Source organism: Pseudoclavibacter sp. AY1F1 (assembly GCF_002931075.1).
GTDB lineage: Bacteria > Actinomycetota > Actinomycetes > Actinomycetales > Microbacteriaceae > Pseudoclavibacter.
The window spans coordinates 1-18845 of sequence record NZ_PSTQ01000023.1 but is presented as its reverse complement, the minus strand read 5'-3'; the positions used below and the strand labels follow the sequence as shown (position 1 = coordinate 18845).

At 66.7% G+C, this 18845-nt stretch carries 15 protein-coding genes and 2 tRNA genes; 7 read left to right on the top strand and 10 right to left on the bottom strand.

Features of this window, described 5'->3' with window-relative positions; all coding sequences use genetic code 11:
- Positions 1-32: 32 nt before the first annotated feature.
- From C5B85_RS18675 to C5B85_RS18655, 5 genes are all read right to left on the bottom strand, one after another.
- Positions 33-818: an SDR family NAD(P)-dependent oxidoreductase gene (locus C5B85_RS18675; protein ID WP_104287516.1), complete on the bottom strand. Its 786-nt coding sequence runs from the start codon at positions 816-818 to the stop codon at positions 33-35.
- Between the two features lie 262 nt (positions 819-1080).
- Positions 1081-2760, bottom strand: coding sequence for an SDR family oxidoreductase (locus tag C5B85_RS18670; RefSeq protein ID WP_104287515.1), 1680 nt, complete (start codon positions 2758-2760; stop codon positions 1081-1083).
- Between the two features lie 136 nt (positions 2761-2896).
- A complete protein-coding gene (locus tag C5B85_RS18665) occupies positions 2897-3892 on the bottom strand; it encodes an anti-sigma factor (RefSeq protein ID WP_104287514.1) in 996 nt (331 codons plus the stop codon).
- On the bottom strand, positions 3889-4446 hold the full coding sequence (gene sigK, locus C5B85_RS18660) for an ECF RNA polymerase sigma factor SigK (RefSeq protein WP_258070909.1): 558 nt from the start codon (positions 4444-4446) through the stop codon (positions 3889-3891). The genes C5B85_RS18665 and sigK overlap by 4 nt, the downstream gene beginning before the upstream one ends.
- A 112-nt stretch (positions 4447-4558) precedes the next feature.
- Positions 4559-6355, bottom strand: coding sequence for a cytochrome c biogenesis protein DipZ (locus tag C5B85_RS18655; RefSeq protein WP_104287512.1), 1797 nt, complete (start codon positions 6353-6355; stop codon positions 4559-4561).
- Positions 6356-6639: 284 nt separating this feature from the next.
- Here C5B85_RS18655 and C5B85_RS18650 point away from each other — a divergent pair, with 284 nt between their 5' ends.
- The 3 genes from C5B85_RS18650 (at position 6640) to C5B85_RS18640 (ending at position 8729) form a co-directional block, all read left to right on the top strand.
- A complete protein-coding gene (locus tag C5B85_RS18650) occupies positions 6640-7329 on the top strand; it encodes a fasciclin domain-containing protein (RefSeq protein WP_104287511.1) in 690 nt (229 codons plus the stop codon).
- Positions 7330-7613: 284 nt separating this feature from the next.
- A complete protein-coding gene (locus C5B85_RS18645; RefSeq protein ID WP_104287510.1) occupies positions 7614-7886 on the top strand; it encodes a GlsB/YeaQ/YmgE family stress response membrane protein in 273 nt (90 codons plus the stop codon).
- 93 nt (positions 7887-7979) lie between these two features.
- Entirely contained in the window at positions 7980-8729 is a 750-nt protein-coding gene (locus C5B85_RS18640; RefSeq protein WP_104287509.1) for a potassium channel family protein, read from the top strand.
- 71 nt (positions 8730-8800) lie between these two features.
- Here C5B85_RS18640 and C5B85_RS18635 read toward each other — a convergent pair.
- From C5B85_RS18635 to C5B85_RS18620, 4 genes are all read right to left on the bottom strand, one after another.
- Positions 8801-8874 (bottom strand) — tRNA-Met (locus tag C5B85_RS18635).
- 32 nt (positions 8875-8906) lie between these two features.
- Positions 8907-8981, bottom strand: a tRNA-Thr gene (locus tag C5B85_RS18630).
- Between the two features lie 96 nt (positions 8982-9077).
- Positions 9078-10349: a M23 family metallopeptidase gene (locus tag C5B85_RS18625; RefSeq protein WP_146078032.1), complete on the bottom strand. Its 1272-nt coding sequence runs from the start codon at positions 10347-10349 to the stop codon at positions 9078-9080.
- Positions 10350-10577: 228 nt separating this feature from the next.
- Positions 10578-11387: an inositol monophosphatase family protein gene (locus C5B85_RS18620; RefSeq protein ID WP_104287517.1), complete on the bottom strand. Its 810-nt coding sequence runs from the start codon at positions 11385-11387 to the stop codon at positions 10578-10580.
- 186 nt (positions 11388-11573) lie between these two features.
- On the opposite strand from C5B85_RS18620, the gene C5B85_RS18615 reads away from it, so the two are divergent.
- From C5B85_RS18615 to C5B85_RS18600, 4 genes are all read left to right on the top strand, one after another.
- Positions 11574-12359 carry a DeoR/GlpR family DNA-binding transcription regulator gene (locus tag C5B85_RS18615; protein WP_104287507.1) on the top strand — a complete coding sequence of 262 codons (786 nt, stop codon included), beginning with the start codon at positions 11574-11576 and terminating at the stop codon, positions 12357-12359.
- Positions 12356-13363, top strand: coding sequence for a 1-phosphofructokinase family hexose kinase (locus C5B85_RS18610; protein WP_104287506.1), 1008 nt, complete (start codon positions 12356-12358; stop codon positions 13361-13363). Before C5B85_RS18615 ends, C5B85_RS18610 begins: the two co-directional genes overlap by 4 nt.
- Positions 13360-15396: a fructose-specific PTS transporter subunit EIIC gene (locus C5B85_RS18605; RefSeq protein WP_104287505.1), complete on the top strand. Its 2037-nt coding sequence runs from the start codon at positions 13360-13362 to the stop codon at positions 15394-15396. The genes C5B85_RS18610 and C5B85_RS18605 overlap by 4 nt, the downstream gene beginning before the upstream one ends.
- A 204-nt stretch (positions 15397-15600) precedes the next feature.
- Positions 15601-17070 (top strand): sodium:alanine symporter family protein, encoded by a 1470-nt coding sequence (locus C5B85_RS18600; protein ID WP_104287504.1) that lies wholly within the window; start codon positions 15601-15603, stop codon positions 17068-17070.
- Positions 17071-17342: 272 nt separating this feature from the next.
- Here the strand turns inward: C5B85_RS18600 and nhaA are convergent, their stop codons facing one another.
- A complete protein-coding gene (nhaA, locus tag C5B85_RS18595) occupies positions 17343-18668 on the bottom strand; it encodes a Na+/H+ antiporter NhaA (protein ID WP_104287503.1) in 1326 nt (441 codons plus the stop codon).
- Positions 18669-18845 lie beyond the last annotated feature (177 nt).

Genomic DNA, 18845 nt, shown 5'->3' with positions numbered 1-18845 from the left:
GGGGCAGGGGGCGGGGCGAGGGCGGAGGGCAGCTAGCTGAACTGGATACCACCGTCGACGAGGATCGTCTGGCCGGTGACGTAGTCGGAGTCCTCCGAGGACAAGTAGGAGACAAGCTGCGCTACGTCGTTCGGCACGGACACTCGGCCGAGGAGGATTGACTTCGCGTTCTCCGCGAGCGCCTCTCCCTTCGCGAGGCCCTGCTTCGCTCCGAGCTTCTCGTCGATGAGATCCCACATGGCGGTGCCCACGATGCCTGGCCCGTACGCGTTGACCGTGATCTTGTGTTCCGCCCACTCCATGGCGGCGGCCTGCGTGAGTCCGCGCACGGCCCACTTCGACGCCGAGTACGGGCCGAGCAACGCAAACGGGCGGAACGCGACGATCGAGGCCGCCCCGATGATCTTGCCCCCACCGCCCTGCTTGATGAACTGCCTCGCCGCGGAACGGTACTGGTAGAACACGCCGGTGACGTTCACGTCGAGCACCCGCTGGAAGTCGGCGCTCGAGTAGTCGAGCAGCGACTCGACCTGCGCGATACCGGCGTTCGCGATGAACACATCCAGCTTCCCCGCTTTCTCGGCCGTGAACTCGACGAGGGCATCGACCGATGCTTCGTCCGTGACGTCAACGACGGCGCCCGTCGCGCGACCTCCCGCGTGCTCGATGGCGGTGACCGTCTCCTCGACGCCGGCCTGGGCACCCTCGAGGTCGGCGACGATGACATGCAGGCCGTCCCGGCCCAGGCGTTCTGCGATTCCCTTGCCGATGCCCCGTGCTGCTCCCGTGACGATGGCGACGCGCTGTTCGGTGCTCATGAATCCTCCTTGACTCGAGCGGCGCCTGCGCTCCGATGCGCGGCGCTCACTGCGAGGCTACGAAGCCCCTACCGCGCGGCGAAAGGACCCCTCTCGCTGAGCGAGAACGCGCCGGATGCTCGCCACACAGAAATACGTACGCGGTGACAAACGCGCGGGGATCGCAGGTTCGTTCCGGAACGAACCTGCGATCCCCGAGTGGATGCGGCTGGGGCCGGCCGAGCTAGCGCGACTGGCCGGGGAGATGGGATCGCAGAGGCTCTCAGTCGTCCGTGTTGGCTGACGCCGTCGCGACGATGCGTGTGGCCATCGTCGCGAAGATGAAGCCGTGGAAGGGGAACACGGCGGCCCAGTAGAGGCGTCCGAGGAGCCCCTGCGGGAAGTACACGGCGCGCTGCTCGTAGCGGGAGCGGATGCGCTCCCCGTTCTTCACATCGTCGCCACGCGCATCCGACTCGCCCTCGCCGTCGCCGACAGGCACCGCCCGCATCTCGAGCCAGGCGAGCCCCGGCACGCGCATCTCGGCGCGCAGGCGGAGCAGGGAGCCGTGCTCGCCGCCGCGCTCGATGGTCTCGACGCGCCAGAAGTCGAGCGCGTCGCCCTCTGCGAGGCGGTCGGGGTGCGTGCGCCCGCGCCGCAGGCCAACACCGCCGACAAGCTTGTCCATGACGCCGCGCGCGCCCCAGAGGAGCTTTGACGAGTACCAGCCGTTGTCGCCGCCGATGCCCTCGATGACGCGGAACAGCTGCTCGGGTGGCACCGTGCTCTCTTTCGACTGCTCGTCCGTGAAGACCGTCTGCCCAGCCCAGTCGGGGTCGGCGGGCAGCGGATCGCTCGGCGAGTTGTGCACGTTCGCGTCGCGCCAACTCGTCTCGGTTGCGCGTTGCTTCTCCCGGCCGAGGGCGAGCTCAACGGCCCGCAGGTACGTCGTGAGCCCCTCTTCTGGCGGCGGGATGAGCGCATCCACGTCTCGGTTCTTGACGACGCACTCGTTCTGCAGCGACTCGACGAGCGGGCGGGCGATGGACTTGGGAATCGGGGTGACGAGGTTCACCCACCTCGAAGCGAGGCCGGGCGTGAAGACGGGGAGCGACGCGATGGCGCGCTGCGGCAGCCCGGCTTTCACGGCGTACCCGTTCATCATCTGCCCGTACCTGAGCACGTCGGGCCCGCCGATGTCGAGCGGTCGGTTCTCGTCGCCCTCGATGCGGGCGGCTCCGAGCAGGTAGTGGAGCACGTCGCGCACGGCGATGGGCTGGATGCGGTTGCGCACCCACTGCGGGGCCGGCATGTACGGCAGGACCTCGGTGAGGTGCCGCACCATCTCGAACGACGCCGACCCTGAGCCGATGACGATGCCGGCCTGCAGCACGATCGTCGGCACCGGTGAGTTCAGGAAGACCTCGCCGACCTCTTTGCGGGAGCGGAGGTGCTTCGAGAGCTTCGCGTCGTCGGGGTGCAGGCCGCCGAGGTAGACGACACGGGAGACGTTCGCGTTCGCGGCCTGCTCGGCAACGTTCTCGGCAAGGTTCAGGTCGGTGCGTTCGAAGTCGGAGCCAGAGCCCATGGCGTGCACGAGGTAGTAGACGACGTCGACGTCCTGCATGGCCTCGCCGACCGCCTTCGGGTCGTCGGCGTCTCCCACGACCACGTCGACTCGCTCGCCCCAGTCGTAGGCGGCGACACGGCCGGCGTTGCGCGCCAGGACGCGCACGCGGTAGCCGGCGGTGAGGAGACGAGGCACGAGACGCCCGCCGAGGTACCCCGTCGAGCCGAAGACCAGCACTCGCGGCGGCGAGCCGTCGGAGCGCGGCACGGCCTTGAGCGCGGGCTCGTTGCCGGTGGGCGCCGGGGTTGCGGGGGTGGTGTTGTTGGCGGGGGCGTCGCCAGTCGTGAAGTCGTTGCCGGGGTGGGCGGATGGGGGCGTTCCTGGGGATGCCATGCCCGCGAGGCTATGACGCCAGACTGATCGCAAGGTGATGGGTTGACAAAGCCGTGCGACCGCGACGGTTCTGTGGGACGACGAAGCCCCCGGGCGGTCTCGCGCTCGGGGGCATCGTGGTGTATTGAACCGCTGGTCAGCTCTGCACGACGGCGACCGGGTCGGTGGTCGGGAGGCCCGTCTCGGAGCCGCCCTTCGACTCGACGGTGACGCCGACGGCCATGCCGGGCGCGAACGTGCCGTCGAGCACACGCACCGCAGGGGAGCCTTCGGCCATGGTCAGGATGCCGGCTGGCGCTGGCCCCTCACCGTCGATGTACCAGAGCTCGTAGTCGTTCTCGGCGGGCAGCTGGGCCATGCCGTGCGCGACGACTGCGGACTGGCCGAGTTCCTCCGACCAGTAGACGGTGACCGTCCCGCCGCCGGCTACCTCGGTGCGGGCGCTGTCGACGTCCGGGGCCGCGAGAATCATCGCGACGTTGCCGTCGGCCTGTGGCCCATCCTGCGCATCCTGCCCGAACCCGCCGAAGGCGAAGCCTCCGCCGATGAACAGGCCGACTGCCACGACTACGGCCGCGGTGGCGGCGAGCATCGCCTGCGCGCCGTTGCGGAACCAACGGCCGCGAGCACGGGTCTCGACCGGGCCGAAGTCATCCTCGCTGTTCCCTGAGCTGGATGCTCCCCCGCCAACCGAGACGAGGCGTCGGTCCTCGTCGATGTCGTCGGACTCCTGAGCTTCCGGCTCGGGGACGATCGACAGCGTGCGCTGCGTCTCGCCCTCGGAACCGTCTGCGGCTGAACCGTCGCTGAGCGGTGCATCCGCTGCCGCGGACGAGGTATCCGAAGCGGCGGTCTCACGTTCTCCGCCGACCGGGTTCTGCTGCGGGAAGCTGTCGAGCTTCGCGAAGAGCGAGTCCTTCATGGATGCGGGCGGCTGGACGGGCTGAGTGGCGAGCGCAAGCTGCGCGGCCGCCTCCTGGTAGCTCTCGAATTCCTCGCTGAGCTCACCATCTTCCAGGAGCTTGTTCAGAAGCGCCCGGTCGGCAGCGTCGTCGAAATCGTTGGCGGAGAGCGCCTCGGCAGCCAGCAGCTGCTCGAGCTCTTCGCGTTCGCGATCCTGTTCGTTGCTCATGACTCCACCCCCAACTCTCGTCGCAACCGATTCATTCCGTCTCTGATTCTCGTCTTCACCGTGCCGAGCGGCACCTCGAGCCGTTCCGCGATCTCACTCTGCGTGAGACCCCCGTAGTAGGCAAGCGTGACCGCTTCACGTTGTTGATCGCTGAGCTTGCTGAGGGCCTGCTGGGCCCGCTTGTGCTCGATGCTGATCTCCGCGGACTCGGCGACATCGTCGCGTTCGCCCTCGAAGTCGCGCACCCCGATCTTCAGGTCACGGTCCTTCGACGCTTGGGATGCACGCACCCGGTCGATGGCTCTGCGGTGCGCGACAGTCAGCATCCACGTAGTCGCCTTGCCCTTGCTCGGCGAGTACGACGCGGCGGTCTGCCAGATCTCAAGCAGCACCTCCTGTGCGACCTCTTCCGACTGCGCCTGGTCGACAAGCACTCGCCGGATCAGCCCGAGCACACGCGGGGCCATGAGGTCGTAGAGGCTGGAGAAGGCTTCCTTGCTTCCTGTAGCGGTGCGCACGAGAAGGTCCTCTATCTCTCCGATGGCTTCGCTCACAAGTTCAGCTTGCCATCTCGCGAAGGTTTCACGAATTCGGTTGACTTCGGTCTGGGTTTCAGCGAGGGACGTGTTTCCGGAGAAGAGCGTGGCTGGGGCGTTCGGCCGAGCCTCAACCGAAGGTGAATGAGTAAGCATCCACGCCACCTCCCAAGGTCACGGTCAGTTCGCCCTGCTTGCTCTGGTCTCCTTCGAAGAGGAGGTACGAGCCCGGGTTGCCTTCGACCTGGATCTCGCGGGGGCCCGTGCCGTCATCGACGGTCACGGTTCCTGATCCGCCGAGGACCATTCGGATGGTCGAGGCTGTGTAGGCGAGTTTGATCTTGCCCTCGTCGTCGCTCCGGATGCCCTGCGAGTCGAGGTTGAAGTCGCCCTCGAGGGAGAACGTGTCCTGCTGCTGCTCTGCGGGGAACGTGAAGCTGCGGTCGCCCTGCCCGTAATCGCCTTCACCGTTGTAGTTCACGACCTTGGTCGGCATGAGGTACGTCTCTGGTGTTGTGCTGCCGAGCTCGGGCGTTGTGTCGGAGGTGTCGGTCTCGTTCGGGAGCTGCACGTCCGGGTTGGCTTCCTTGAGGAGGTCGCGGATCTGCGCCTCCGTCTCTGCGTATCCGCCCTCACCGAAGTGGATGGCGCGTACGGTGCCACTCGCGTCGATCAGGTAGTGGGCTGGCCAGTAGCGGTTGCGGTAGTTGGTCCACGTGCCGAGGTTGTTGTCGAGCGCGACCGGGTATTCGATGCCGAACTCGTCGATCGCGTTCGAGACGTTGGAGGCTTCCTTCTCGAAGGCGTACTCCGGAGAGTGCACGCCGATGACCTGAAGGCCGGCGTCCTTGTAGGCCTGGTCCCAAGCGGTGACGTGAGGGATCGAGCGGATGCAGTTGATGCAGGAGTAGGCCCAGAAGTCGATCAGCACGACCTTGCCCTCAGCGGCCTGGGCAGCAAGCTGCACCTCTTCGCCGTTCGGGGTGTTCATCCACTCCTGGATGTCCAGGATCTCGGGGGCTGGTCCGCAGTCGCCGAGCTCCGGGTCGCCTGGTGTGCAGTTCGTGAGCTGCTCGTTCTGCTCGTTGACGAGTCCGCCGAACGCGAGGGCCTCTTCGACCTGCTCGTTCGAGTTGAACTGCTCCTGCAGGCCGGCCGTGTAGTCGGGGACGAGACGCTGGAGCAGCTGCGGGAGGTTGAAGACGAGGCCGATCGCGAGAGCGATCATGACGATGCCAGCCGTGATGCGGATGCCTCGCTGGTGCTTGCGGAACGCCTTGACGCGCTCGCCGACGCGGCGGCCTGCGAGGGCGAAGATGAGGAGCGGGATCGCGGCGCCGATACCGAAGGTCACCGTGAGGATGACAGTCTCGATGCCGATCTGGCCCGTCGAGCCCGCGACCGTGATGGCGGCGAGCACGGGGCCGGCGCACGGCACGTAGACGGCGCCGAGCGCGATACCAAGGAGGAAGCCGCCGCGGTCGGTGTTGACCGCCTTCTGCGGAATCCAGGAGAACGGCTTCTCGAGGAGGTGCTCGAACTTCGGCACGATGAGGCCGATTCCGATCAGCACCAGCACGATGATGCCGGCCCAGCGCAGCACATCCTGGGGGAGGCCGAGGAGGCTCAGCAGCAGCGAACCGAGCAGCGTGAAGACGCTGAAGCTTGTAACGAGGCCCAGGATGACGAGGTACGGACGGGCGGATGCGCGCCGCTTCGTCTTCTGCTCGCTCTTGACTCTCGTCTTGAGCGCGCCCTCGTCGGGCCCATCGGCCCCGGGATCCTGGGCCTCGGCCTGCATCTCCTCGTCGCTTCGTGCTCCCTGCACGCCGCCCGAGAAGAAGATGACGGGCAGCACGGGGAGGATGCACGGCGATATGCCGGTGATGAGGCCTCCAAGGAAGCCGATGAGTCCTAGCGAGATCATGTTGCGCTCCCTGCAGCGTGGCTGTCAGGCGGTCATTTATGCCTGTGCACTGAGTTCGGAGCGGGCTCCTTTTCGGTTTGGTCTGAGCCCATCCGATTGGCTGGATCGGTCCGGACTGGCCGCCCGCAGGACCCCCAATATGAGAGGACTCGAAACACGAGATTCAGGGCCTCGAGAATTTATTCCAAACTTTTCCAATCCATCCCATGAGGGCCTCCGAATGTCTCAGTGAACCGCAACGGATGCGGCTCCGGCCCTCCGGCCGAGAAATGAGGAGTGAAGTTATGCGCACTATCACCAGGAAGGGCTCACTCGCCCTCCTCTCGCTGGCGGCCATCTCGACCTTCGGCCTGGCAGCCTGCTCGAACTCGGCCCCCATGGCTGAGACCGACGCCTCCACGGAAGCCTCCCCAATGGAGACTGCAATGGAGTCGCCTATGGAAACCACCATGGAGACTATGGACCCCGCAGCCAACCTCGTTGGCCCCGGCTGCGCCGACTACGCGGCACAGGTACCGGATGGCGCTGGCTCGGTTCAGGGCATGTCCCAGGACCCGGTCGCGGTCGCGGCTTCCAACAACCCGCTGCTCACGCAGCTCACGGCAGCTGTCTCCGGCCAGCTCAACCCTGATGTCGACCTCGTTTCGACGCTGAACGGTGGCGAGTTCACGGTGTTCGCACCAGTGGATGAGGCCTTCGGCAAGATCGACGCAGGCACCATCGAGACGCTCAAGACCGACGCGGACCTGCTCTCGGGCATCCTGACCTACCACGTCGTCGAGGGACAGATCCTGCCTGACGAGATCGCTGGAGACCACACCACGGTCCAGGGCGAAACCGTCACGGTTGCCGGATCTGGTGACGACCTGACCGTCGGTGCCGGCGGCGCCAAGGTCATCTGCGGTGGAGTCCAGACCGCGAACGCAACCGTCTACCTGATCGACTCGGTGCTCATGCCGCCGTCGAAGATGTAAGACAGCTTGCAATAGCACGGACAACAGATAAGGCCCCGGATCTTGCATCCGGGGCCTTTCTCTGATTTGTTTTCGCATTCACGGCGGACCTGCGCGCGAATATCACAAGTCGGGCACGGCTTTCCGAAAATTCCCACACAGGATTTCATTCTTCGCATATCCGGGGGACACAATGGGTTGTCCGGTGAAGTACGCGGTTCAACCAACTGAGCGCCACAAGCGCAACAGGGGCGACCAGCGTCCGACATCGGCGACTACAGTCAACATCGAACTTTGGAGCTCTCATGGGATTCCTCGCATTCCTCCTTCTCGGACTCATCGCCGGGGCCATCGCGAAGCTCATCCTGCCCGGCAAGCAGGGCGGCGGATGGATCGCAACCCTCATCCTCGGCGTCATCGGAGCACTGCTCGGCGGATGGATCGGCACCGCACTCTTCGGCGCGGACGTCGACTCGTTCTTCTCGCTGAGCAGCTGGCTCCTCGCTATCGGTGGCTCGCTCATCGTGCTCCTCATCTGGGGCTTCATCACGAGCCGCGGCAGCAAGAACAAGGCGTAACCCGTACGACCTCAACAGCGGACCTCGACTTCGGCCGGGGTCCGCTGTTGTTTGCGCTCGCGCTCTCGTGGCTAGCTGTGGTTCGCTCGATGCATGACCCCGAGCGCGACCATCCCCCACCCCGACCGTGCAGCGGCCCGCTGGCGCGCACTCGAACGCTGGGAGCAGTTGACGGCGCTGCCGATGTTCTTTGTGGCCGTCGCCTTCTTCGCGGCGTCGTCCATCCTGCTCATCGACGTGCAGCTGCCGACGGATGCGCAGGGCCAGCTCACGACGGTCGTGTCGGTCAGCTGGATGCTCTTCATCGCCGAGTTCGTCGTGCGTCTCCTGATCAGCCCCGCCAAGCTCACCTTCGTCAGATCCCGATGGTTCGACCTGCTGTCGCTGTTCGTCGTGATCCTGCGGCCGTTCCTCATCGTCACGTACCTCTGGCGGCTGCCGTTCTTCCGAGGCGGCGGCGCGAGGGCCAAGCGCACCCGCAACGTCCTCGCCGTCTCGATCGCGTCGCTCCTGTACGTATACACGGCCTCGCTCGGCGTGTACCTCGTCGAACACAACACCTCAGGCGCGAACATCCTGAGCATGGGCGACGCCCTCTGGTGGGGGTTCACGACCATCACGACGGTCGGCTACGGCGACTTCACACCCGTCACGATCGCGGGGCGCGCGCTCGCCGTCTCCCTCATGGTCTCCGGCGTGCTCATCGTGGGCTTCGTGAGCGCGACGATCATGTCGGCTATCCGCGAAGACGCGCACACGATCGCCGCGAAGCTGACAGCGAAGGTGCCGGGCGAAGCCGAGGCGACGGCCCAGGGCCAGGGCCAGGGCCAGGCGGGTCGCTGACGCCTTGAGCCCAGCCCGACCGGGCCGACGCCAAAGACCCGGCCGCCAGAAGGCAACCGGGTCTTTGTTTGTAGCTGGAGAGAGATTCGAACTCTCGACCTCACGATTATGAGTCGTGCGCTCTCACCAACTGAGCTACCCAGCCAAGGGTTTCTGCAACAGACACCTGCTCCAGAATGGAGCCCCGAGTCGGGTTTGAACCGACGACCCCTTCCTTACCATGGAAGTGCTCTACCACTGAGCTATCGGGGCGAGATGCCAATCGAGCTTGTGGCTCCGAATGGCACCAGATGAGGATAGCACCTCACGGAACTCCGTGAGAACACCACCCTCGTGGTGTGCCGCGTGTTACGCGCCAGAGCTTTCACCCGGCATCGTGACGACCGTGGAGACGACGTTGAACTGCGTGAGGAACGCGATCGGGTCGATCTTGTTGCCGTCAGCCGTGTGCACCTCGAGGTGCAGGTGGGGGCCAGTGGATGCGCCCGTGTTGCCGACCTTGCCGAGCTCGTCGCCGACCTTGACGACGTCGCCGACCTTGACCGAGATGGAGCCCGTGAGCATGTGCCCGTAGACGCTCTCGTAGCTCTGGCCGTTGATGACGTGCTGCACGATGACGTGGACGCCGAGTCCGCCATTGTCGGTCGGCGTGACGCTCTTGACGGTGCCGCCGGCGATCGAGCCGATCGGGGTGCCCTGAGCGGGTGCGAAGTCGATGCCCATGTGGTTCGTGCTGCCGATGCCGCCTGGCGAGACGCGAGGACCGAAGTCGTCGGTGATCGCAACGCCGACCGGGAACGGCCACTGGACCGTCGAGGATAGGTCGTTCTTGTAGGTGCCGCGGTCGACGAGGCTCATGAGGTTTGCGGCCGTGGCCGACCCCATGGTGGTGACGGCGTAGGCGTCTTCGCGCTCGACCGTCGTGCCTTCGCCACCCGAGACCGTGAGGGTCTGGCCGGGAACCGAGGAGACGGCGTCTGCGAGCGCTGCTGCGCTGTCGCCTGCGACCTGGTCTTCCTGGGTGGAGGTTGCGTTCGCGGGCATCGTCGAGACGACGGCGATCGTCGCGGCAAAGCCGAGGGCCGTGACGCCTGCTGCGCCGCGGAGGAGCGCGCCGCGCTTCTTGTGCGACTTCTCAGAGTTCTTGACGCGGACGAGGCCGCGTCGACCGGTCTTGCTGTCGACCTCGGGGCGGAGGGCCTCTTCGTTGCGAGCAAAGCTCAGCGGAACTTCGAGGACTGCGACGGATGCGCGCTCGATGCGTGCCGTCGACTCGGTCGCGTCGGAGCGAATCTGCGCGACCTCGGCGATGCTCGGCGTGACGATCGAAGCGGGGGCTGGAGCCGGGGCCGAGACAACCGGTGCAGTCTTCGCGACGGGGGCCGCCTCGACGACGGACACGATCTTCGGGGCGAGCGCCGCGGTGATGACGGGAGCGGTCTGGGCCGGGGCCGTTGCACGCTCTGCTTCGCGACGGGCACGACGGGAGCTGAATGCCTCCGGCGTTGCCTCTGGTGCGCTAGCTGCGAGCGATGCGAGACGCTCTGCTTCGCGGAGTTCTCGACGGGTCATGGGCGCCGGCTGAGCCTGCTCCTGGCCCGATGTGAGAAGGGAAGTCAACGATTCAAATCCTTACCGCGGTTTATAACGAACTGGTAAATAGTAACGCGCAGGTCACGGAAACTTCAAGGTCTCCGGGGAATCGACGCCCACGTTAGTCCATCACGACGGCCGATCCACCGCTCTCCTGGCCAGTAATCACAAGGGCTGAAGCTGCGCTCACGCACAGTTCGAGATCGGCGTTTTTCACCCTGGCTTGAGCGCGTCGGGCGGGTCGACGGTCCGGATTCAGAGGCCAGCCCCAGGAAGTACCGTCACCAGATCGGCCAGCTCGAGCTCGAGTCCCGGCTTCGCGGCGATGATCAGTCGTCGCCCTTCACGCCCGAGCCCCTCGCCGATCACAACCGCACCGGCTTCCCTGGCCACCAGCGCCGCCCCCGCGTGATCCCACGGGTTCAAACCCGACTCGTAGTACGCATCAAGTCGGTTGATCGCGATGTTGCAGAGATCAAGGGATGCGGCCCCCACGCGGCGCAGGTCGCGCACGCGGCCCGCGAGCGTCTTCCACTGCTCTGCCTGCTGCACACGACGCTCCGCCGAGTAGCTGAACCCGGTACCGACAAGGGCGAGCTCGAGTGGCGGGGCTGCATCGACGTGCAGCCGCTCGCCGTTGCACCACGACCCCTGCCCGCGCATGGCAGTGAAGGACTCTCGCCCCTCTGGGTTGACCACAGCTGAGGCGAGCGTGGTGAAGTTCGATGGCTCCGAGCCGGGGTCGCCGACAACAACAGCGACACTGACCGCGTAGTTGGGGTAGCCGTAGAGATAGTTGACGGTGCCGTCGATGGGGTCGACGACCCAGGTCAGCCCCGTCTCACTCGCCGTGGCGTCGGACTCTTCGCCGTAGAAGCCGTCTCCAGGCCGCAATCCCTCGAGTCGACGACGAATGTGCGCCTCAGACTCGCGGTCGGATGCCGTGACGATGTCGACCGAGGACGACTTCGTGTCCGCGACCGCCACCCCTTCCTTGCGCCGCGTGGCGACGAGCTCGCCGGCTTCGGTGGCAAGTGTGAGCGCGATGTCGAGGAGCCCTCGCAACTGTTCCGGAGTGAACTGGTCAGCATCTGGCTTGGGCGCGGAGGCGTCGTGGTGAGTCACTGCTGGAGCGTAGCAAGACCGTACCTTCCGCCACTTTCTGTGTTTATCTTTGTTTCTCTTGTTTTGATTCCGTTTGACGCGTACGCTCTCCACAAGAACCAACACTCGGATTGCACAGGAGCATCCATGTACGCAACGGAGCGGCACGCGCTCATCCTCGAACGCATCGCGCAGCACGGGAAAGTCGCCGTGCGCGAACTCGCGGGCGACCTCGACGTCACACCGGAGACCATCCGCCGCGACCTCGACCAGCTCGAACTCGAGAGCCTCGTCAGGCGAGTCCACGGCGGCGCCGTCGGCAACGCCCTCGGCAGCCTCGCCGAGACTGCCGTCGCCGAACGCCAGCCCCTCAACCACGACGCCAAGGTGCGCATCGGCGAGACCGCCGAGGGCCTCATCCCCCGCGGCTTCACCGGGTCCATCCTCATCGACGCCGGCACGACCACCGCCGAGATCGCCGCAGCCCTCGTGCGACGCCCCTCAGACGAGCTCGCGAGACTGCAGGTCATCAGCAACTCGCTGCCTATCCTCGCGCTCCTCGCGGCGCACAGCGAGCTCACGACGATCGCCATCGGCGGACGAGTGCGCGGCCTCACGAGCGCCGCCGTCGGCCCGAGCGCCCTCGCTCAGCTCGCGGCGCTCCGCCCCGACCTCGCCTTCATCGGCACCAACGGCATCAGCGCCGAGTTCGGACTCAGCACACCAGACCCCGACGAGGCGGCAGTGAAGTCGGCCATGTGCCGAGGCGCACGCCGCGTCGTCGTCGCCGTCGACGCCTCCAAGTTCGACCAAGACGCCCTCACCCACATCGCACCGCTCTCCAGCGTCGATGCCCTGGTCACCGACCAGCCCCCGCGTGCGGCACTCGCCGACGCGCTCACCGAGAACGACGTGGAAGCAGTGCTCGCATGATCGTCACCGTCACCGCCAACCCGGCCATCGACCGAACCCTCGCCCTCCCGCACGAGCTCGCCCGCGGCGAGGTCCAACGGCTCACCGGCAGCGAATCGCAGGCAGGCGGCAAAGGCATCAACGTGTCCCGCGCCCTCCGCGCCTCGAAGCTCGACAACCTCGCCGTCTTCCCAGCATCCGCTGACGACGACTTCACACACCTCGTCGAAGCCGAAGGGCTCCGGATGCTCCCCGTGCGCATCGACGGGAAGGTGCGCACCAACTTCGCCGTCACCGAGACCGACGGCACTACGACGAAGCTCAACGAGCCGGGCCCGCACCTCAGCGCCGACGAAGCGACGGCCCTCGTCGCCGCCGTCGTCACCGCGTCCCGCGACGCCGACTGGCTCGTGCTCGCGGGATCGCTCCCGCGCGGACTCGACTCCTCCTTCTATGCTGCGCTTATCGACGCGGTCCGCGCCGAACTCGGCGAGGCCGCCCCGCGGGTCGCAGTCGACAGCTCAGACGCCCCCCTCGAAGCGCTCCTCGCATCCGGAACCCGCGTGCAGCTCATCAAGCCCAACGCGTTCGAGCTCGCAGAGCTGAGCGGCGTCGCCGACGGAGACGCCCTCGAAGCCGACCCACAGCTCGCCGCCGACGCCGCGGGCTGGGCCCTCGAGAACGGCGCAGACGCAGTCCTCGCCACCCTCGGCGGCGCAGGCGCGATCTACCGAGACGCCGACACCAGCCTCTTCGCCACCCCGCCACCCACTCGCGTGCGCAGCACCGTCGGAGCAGGCGACTCGTCGCTCGCCGGCTTCCTGCTCGCGAGCGTCACCGGGGCCAGCCCCGAACGCGCCCTCGCCCAAGCCGTCGCCCACGGAAGCGCCGCCGCTTCCCTCCCGGGCAGCGGAGTCCCCTCCCCAGAGCAGACACAGCCGGACCTCGTCAGCATCACCCACCTCGCCCTCACCGGCGACCACAGCAACAGCACCGCAACCAGCACCAAGGAGAACGCATCATGACCACCTACATCACGCCAGGGCTCGTCGCCCTCGACGTCGACCTGGGTGCGGACAAGACCGATGTCATCCGCAACCTCGCCGAACGCGTCGTCTCGCAGGGCCGCGCGACCGACGCCGCAGGGCTCGCCGCAGACGCCCTCGCCCGCGAAGAACAGGGCTCCACCGGTGTCCCCGGCGGCATCGCCATCCCCCACTGCCGCTCCGGTGCCGTCACCGAAGCCACCCTCGCCATGTCACGCCTCACCCCGGGCGTCGACTTCGGCGCGCACGACGGCCCAAGCGACCTCGTCTTCTTCATCGCGGCCCCGGATGGCGCCCACGACGAGCACCTCCAGATGCTCTCCAAGCTCGCCCGCTCGCTCATGGTTCCCGAGTTCAACGACTCGCTCCGGGCCGCGAAGACGCCGGAAGAGATCGTCGCGATCGTCGAGAAGGCGCTCGAGCCCGAGGAAGAGAAGCCGGCAGCGGCAGCAGCACCCGCGGCGCCTGCCGCGAGCGGAGCATCCACCGGCCCCGTCATCGTCGCCGTCACGTCCTGCGCGACCGGCATCGCCCACACCTTCATGTCAGCGGATGCGCTCACCGCGAAGGCCAAGGAGATGGGCATCGAGTTCCACGTCGAGCCGCAGGGCTCCTCGAAGGTCACCCCCCTCGACCCCGCCATCATCAAGCGCGCCGATGCCGTCATCTTCGCCAACGACGTCGACGTACGCGACCGTGGCCGCTTCGCCGGCAAGCCGGTTGTGCAGTCCCCCGTGAAGCGCGGCATCGACCACCCCGACGAGCTGCTCAACGAGGCCGTCGCCGCAGCCAAGGACCCGAACGCCAAGCGCGTCCCGGCCGCCGACTCCAGCGAGGCCTCCGAGAACACCGCAAACGAGAGCGTCGGCGCCCGCATCAAGCGCTGGCTGCTCACCGGCGTCAGCTACATGATCCCGTTCGTCGCAGGTGGTGGCCTCCTCATCGCCCTCGGTTTCCTCCTCGGCGGCTACGACATCGTCAGCGACGGCCGCAACACCGACATCATCCTGCAGAACTCCCTCTTCAACCTGCCGCCAGACGAAGCGACCCGCTCGGGCCTCCTCGTCTACCTCGGCGCCGTCGCATCCGCCATCGGGCAGGCCTCCATGGGCTTCCTCGTGCCAGCCCTCGCCGGCTACATCGCCTACGCCATCGCCGACCGGCCAGGCATCGCGCCCGGCTTCGTCGCCGGTGCCGTCGCAGGCATCATGGGCGCCGGCTTCATCGGCGGCATCGTCGGTGGCCTCATCGCAGGTGGCGCCGCCTACTGGATCGGCTCGTGGAACGTGCCCCGCTGGATGCGCGGCCTCATGCCGGTTGTCATCATCCCGCTCGTCGGCTCCATCATCGCCTCCGGCCTCATGGTCATCCTCCTCGGCGGGCCCATCGCGGCCCTCACCAACGGCCTCAACACCTGGCTCACCGGCCTCACCGGAGCCAGCGCCGTGCTCCTCGGCATCATCCTCGGCACCATGATGTGCTTCGACCTCGGAGGCCCCGTCAACAAGGTCGCCTACGCGTTCGCAGTTGCAGGCCTCGGCGCCGGATCCTTCGACAACCAGGCTCCCTGGATGATCATGGCAACCGTCATGGCAGCCGGAATGGTTCCTCCCCTCGCCATGGCACTCGCCACGACGATCGCACCCCGCCTCTTCTCCCCAGTGGAGAAGGAGAACGGCCGCGCGGCCTGGCTCCTCGGTGCGGCCTTCATCTCCGAAGGTGCCATCCCCTTCGCCGCGGCCGACCCGCTGCGCGTGATCCCCGCGAGCATCCTCGGCGGTGCCGCAACCGGTGCCATCACCATGGCGACAGGCGTCACCTCGCAGGCGCCCCACGGCGGAATCTTCGTGTTCTTCGCCATCGGCAACCTGCTCTGGTTCGTGCTCGCGATCCTCATCGGAACCGTCATCTCCGGCCTCACCGTCATCGCCCTCAAGAAGTGGGTGCGCAAGGCGCCGGTCGACGCCGACGTTCCGGTCGCAGCCTCGCTGCAGGGCGAGCTCGCGCACTAAGTCGCTCGCTCGGTCGGACGCTCGCGTCGCGGACGCCCTCTCGGTCTCGGGATGGGTTCCTCACTTCGGGATGGGTTGCAACCCATCCCGAAGTGAGGAACCCATCCCGAGGCTCGTTAACGTGCGGCCGTGTCCGCACACTCGTCCATCGAGGTAGTCCGCATCGTTACTCCAGCGAAACTTTCCTGCGGGCATACTCACACTATGGACTTCATCAACGAACTCATACTCGCCGGCGGTGACTTGCTGTGGACGTGGGCAGTGCTGCCCATCCTCGCCCTGCTCGGCGTGTACTTCACCATCCGCTCCGGAGTGGTCCAGTTCCGTCTCATCCCGGAGATGTTCCGCACGCTGACCGACAAGACGCCCCTCAACGATGCGGGCGAGCCGCAGTCGGTTTCCGCGTTCCAGGCGTTCACGATCTCAGCCGCCTCGCGCGTCGGAGTCGGCAACATCGCCGGCGTCGGCACCGCGATCGCCATCGGCGGGCCAGGCGCAGTGTTCTGGATGTGGGCGATGGCCTTCATCGGCGGCGCATCGAGCTTCGTGGAGTCCACGCTCGGGCAGCTCTACAAGGTGCGCGACAAGGACAGCTTCCGCGGTGGCCCCGCCTACTACATGCAGTACGGGCTGAAATCGCGCTGGATGGGCATCCTCTTCGCCGTCATCCTCGTCATCTGCTTCCCGTTCGCCTTCAGCTCCCTGCAGGCGAACACCATCTCGGCCACCGTCTCGGCGAGCTTCGACGGCGACGTCAGCTGGATCCCCTGGGTCGTCGGCATCGTCCTCGCTGTGCTCACGGCGCTCGTGATCTTCGGCGGCGTGCACCGCATCGCCTCGATCACGCAGGCTGTCGTACCGCTCATGGCCCTCATGTACCTGCTCATGGGCATCGTCATCGTCGGAATGAACATCGACCAGCTCCCGGTCGTCTTCGGGCAGATCTTCACGCAGGCCTTCGGCTTCAACGAAGTGCTCGGCGCCACCGTGGGCACCATCATCATGACCGGCGTCAAGCGAGGCATGTTCTCGAACGAGGCAGGCCTCGGATCAGCCCCGAACGCCGGCGCGAGCGCCGCGGTCACGCACCCCGTCAAGCAGGGCCTCGTGCAGACCCTCGGCGTCTACTTCGACACGTTCCTGGTCTGCTCGATCACAGCCTTCATCGTGCTCGTCTCCACGCCGGATCTCGCGGGAGCCGAGCGAGGGATCGCACTCACCCAGGCGGCCGTCGTCGGGGCACTGGGGCCGTGGTCCAACATATTGCTGAGCATCATCATCTTCCTGCTCGCGTTCAGCTCGATCATCGGCAACTACTACTACGGCGAATCGAATATCGAGTTCATCAACCCCAACAAGACCGTGCTCACCGTGTACCGCTTCGCCGTCGTGGCTGTCGTGCTCCTCGGCTCCGTCGCCTCGGCGGACCTGATCTGGAACACTGCCGACGGAATCATGGGGCTCATGGCTCTTGTGAACCTCGTTGCCATCGGCCTGCTCTCCGGCGTGGCCTTCAAGCTGCTGAAGGACTACACCGATCAGCGCAGACAGGGCCGCAACCCGGTGTTCACGCGCTCACGCCTCCCGGAGCTCCAGGGTGTCCACTGCTGGGAGAACGAGCTCAGCGTCACCGGTCCGCTCACCGTCATCGACGAAACAAAAGCTCGCGCCTGACGCCAGCCACCTGACGCTCAGAACCGGGCCGGGCCCGCATCCACATGAGAAGTGGATGCGGGCCCGGTTCGTTCGTTCCCCTCCGGCCGAGCATGCGCCTGGCGAGTTCGGCTTCAGCCGGTTCAGCGCGACTTCAGCCGGTTCAGCGCGACTCCAGCCGGTTCAGCGCGACTTCAGCCGGTTCAGCGCGACTCCAGCCGGTTCAGCGCGACTCCAGCCGGTTCAGCGCGACTCCAGCCGGTTCGAGGGCGGGGCGGTTTCTGAGCCCCGAGTCAGCTTTCCTTGGTGTGAGGCTGGGCGTCGCGGCCGTCGAGTTGCGCGTCGATGGCAGATTCGTCGGCGTCGCTCCCGATCGGCGTCCTGTCGATGTCGGGGATGCCGTCCTCGTTCATGTCGTCGCTGCGGGCCCGCTTCGCATCGTGGCGCAGGGTGAAGGCCGCGAGGACAGCCGCGAGGAGGCTGCCGCCGAGCACGGCGAGCTTCGCCGCTGCCGTGTGCTCCGAGTCGGGGAAGGACAGTTCTGCGATGAGGAGCGAGACGGTGAAGCCGATGCCGGTGAGGAAGCCCACCGGAAGCAGGTCCCGCACGCCAATCGCATCGGGCAGTCGCAGCGGTGTGAGCTTCACGACAAGCGCTGTCATGCCGAGCACGCCGATGAGCTTGCCGAGCACAAGCGCCGCCGCAATCGCGACGAACACCGGCTGGGAGAGCACGGCTCCCAGACCGTCGCCGTCGACGATGTTCACGCCAGCGGCGAAGAAGGCGAAAACGGGCAGCGCGAAACCGGACGAGAACGGCCCAATCTTGTCGCCGAAGCGGTGCGTGCGGGAATCCGTTTCGCCGTGGACCTTCTTCGAGGGCACGCAGAAGCCGAGGAGCACACCCGCGATGGTGGCGTGCACGCCGGACTCGTGCATGAGCACCCAGGCGACGATGGCGATCGGGATGAGCAGCCACCAGGAAGGACGCTTTGAGCGCACGACAAGCAGGAACACGCCGACTGCGACGAGCGAGCCGAGGAGTGCGAGCACGTTGATGCCGGCCGTGTAGAAGATAGCGATGATGACGATCGCGAGGAGGTCGTCGACGACCGCGAGCGTCAGCAGGAACGTGCGGATGCCGCGCGGGAGACCGCGCCCGAAGATCGCGAGGACACCGAGCGCGAAGGCGATATCGGTGGCCGTCGGGATCGCCCATCCGTGGAGTGCGGAGCTATCCCCGAGCACCGAGACGGCGATGACGTAGAGGATCGCTGGCATCGCCATTCCGGCGATCGCGCCGAGCACCGGGACGGCGGCTTCCTTCGGCTTCCGGAGGCTCCCCGAGACGAATTCGTGTTTGAGTTCCACTCCCACGGTGAAGAAGAAGACCGCGAGGAGCCCGTCCGCGGCCCAGGTCGCGAGCGACAGGTCGAGGTGGATGGCTGCTGGTCCGATGGTGATCGCGCTGAGCGCCTCGTAGCCTCCGCGCCACGGCGAGTTCGCCCAGATGAGCGCGATGGCTGCGGCGAAGAGGAGGAGTGCTCCTCCGGTGGTCTCGCGCATGATCCACGCGTTGAGGCGCGCGAAGCCTGTCGGTCGAGTGGCGGGTGCTGTCATGGTTCTCCTGACGTCTGAGACCGGCCAGCGCAGTGCGGCTCGGCCGCCGACCAGACTTCCCGGCACACCGGGAGACGAGTCTACCGCTCGCCGGACACCCACCGCATCCGCGCACGCGGGCTCGGTCCGGGAGCTGGGCGGGGCGGGAGGAGCTGCGCGGCGGGAGCTGCGTGGGGC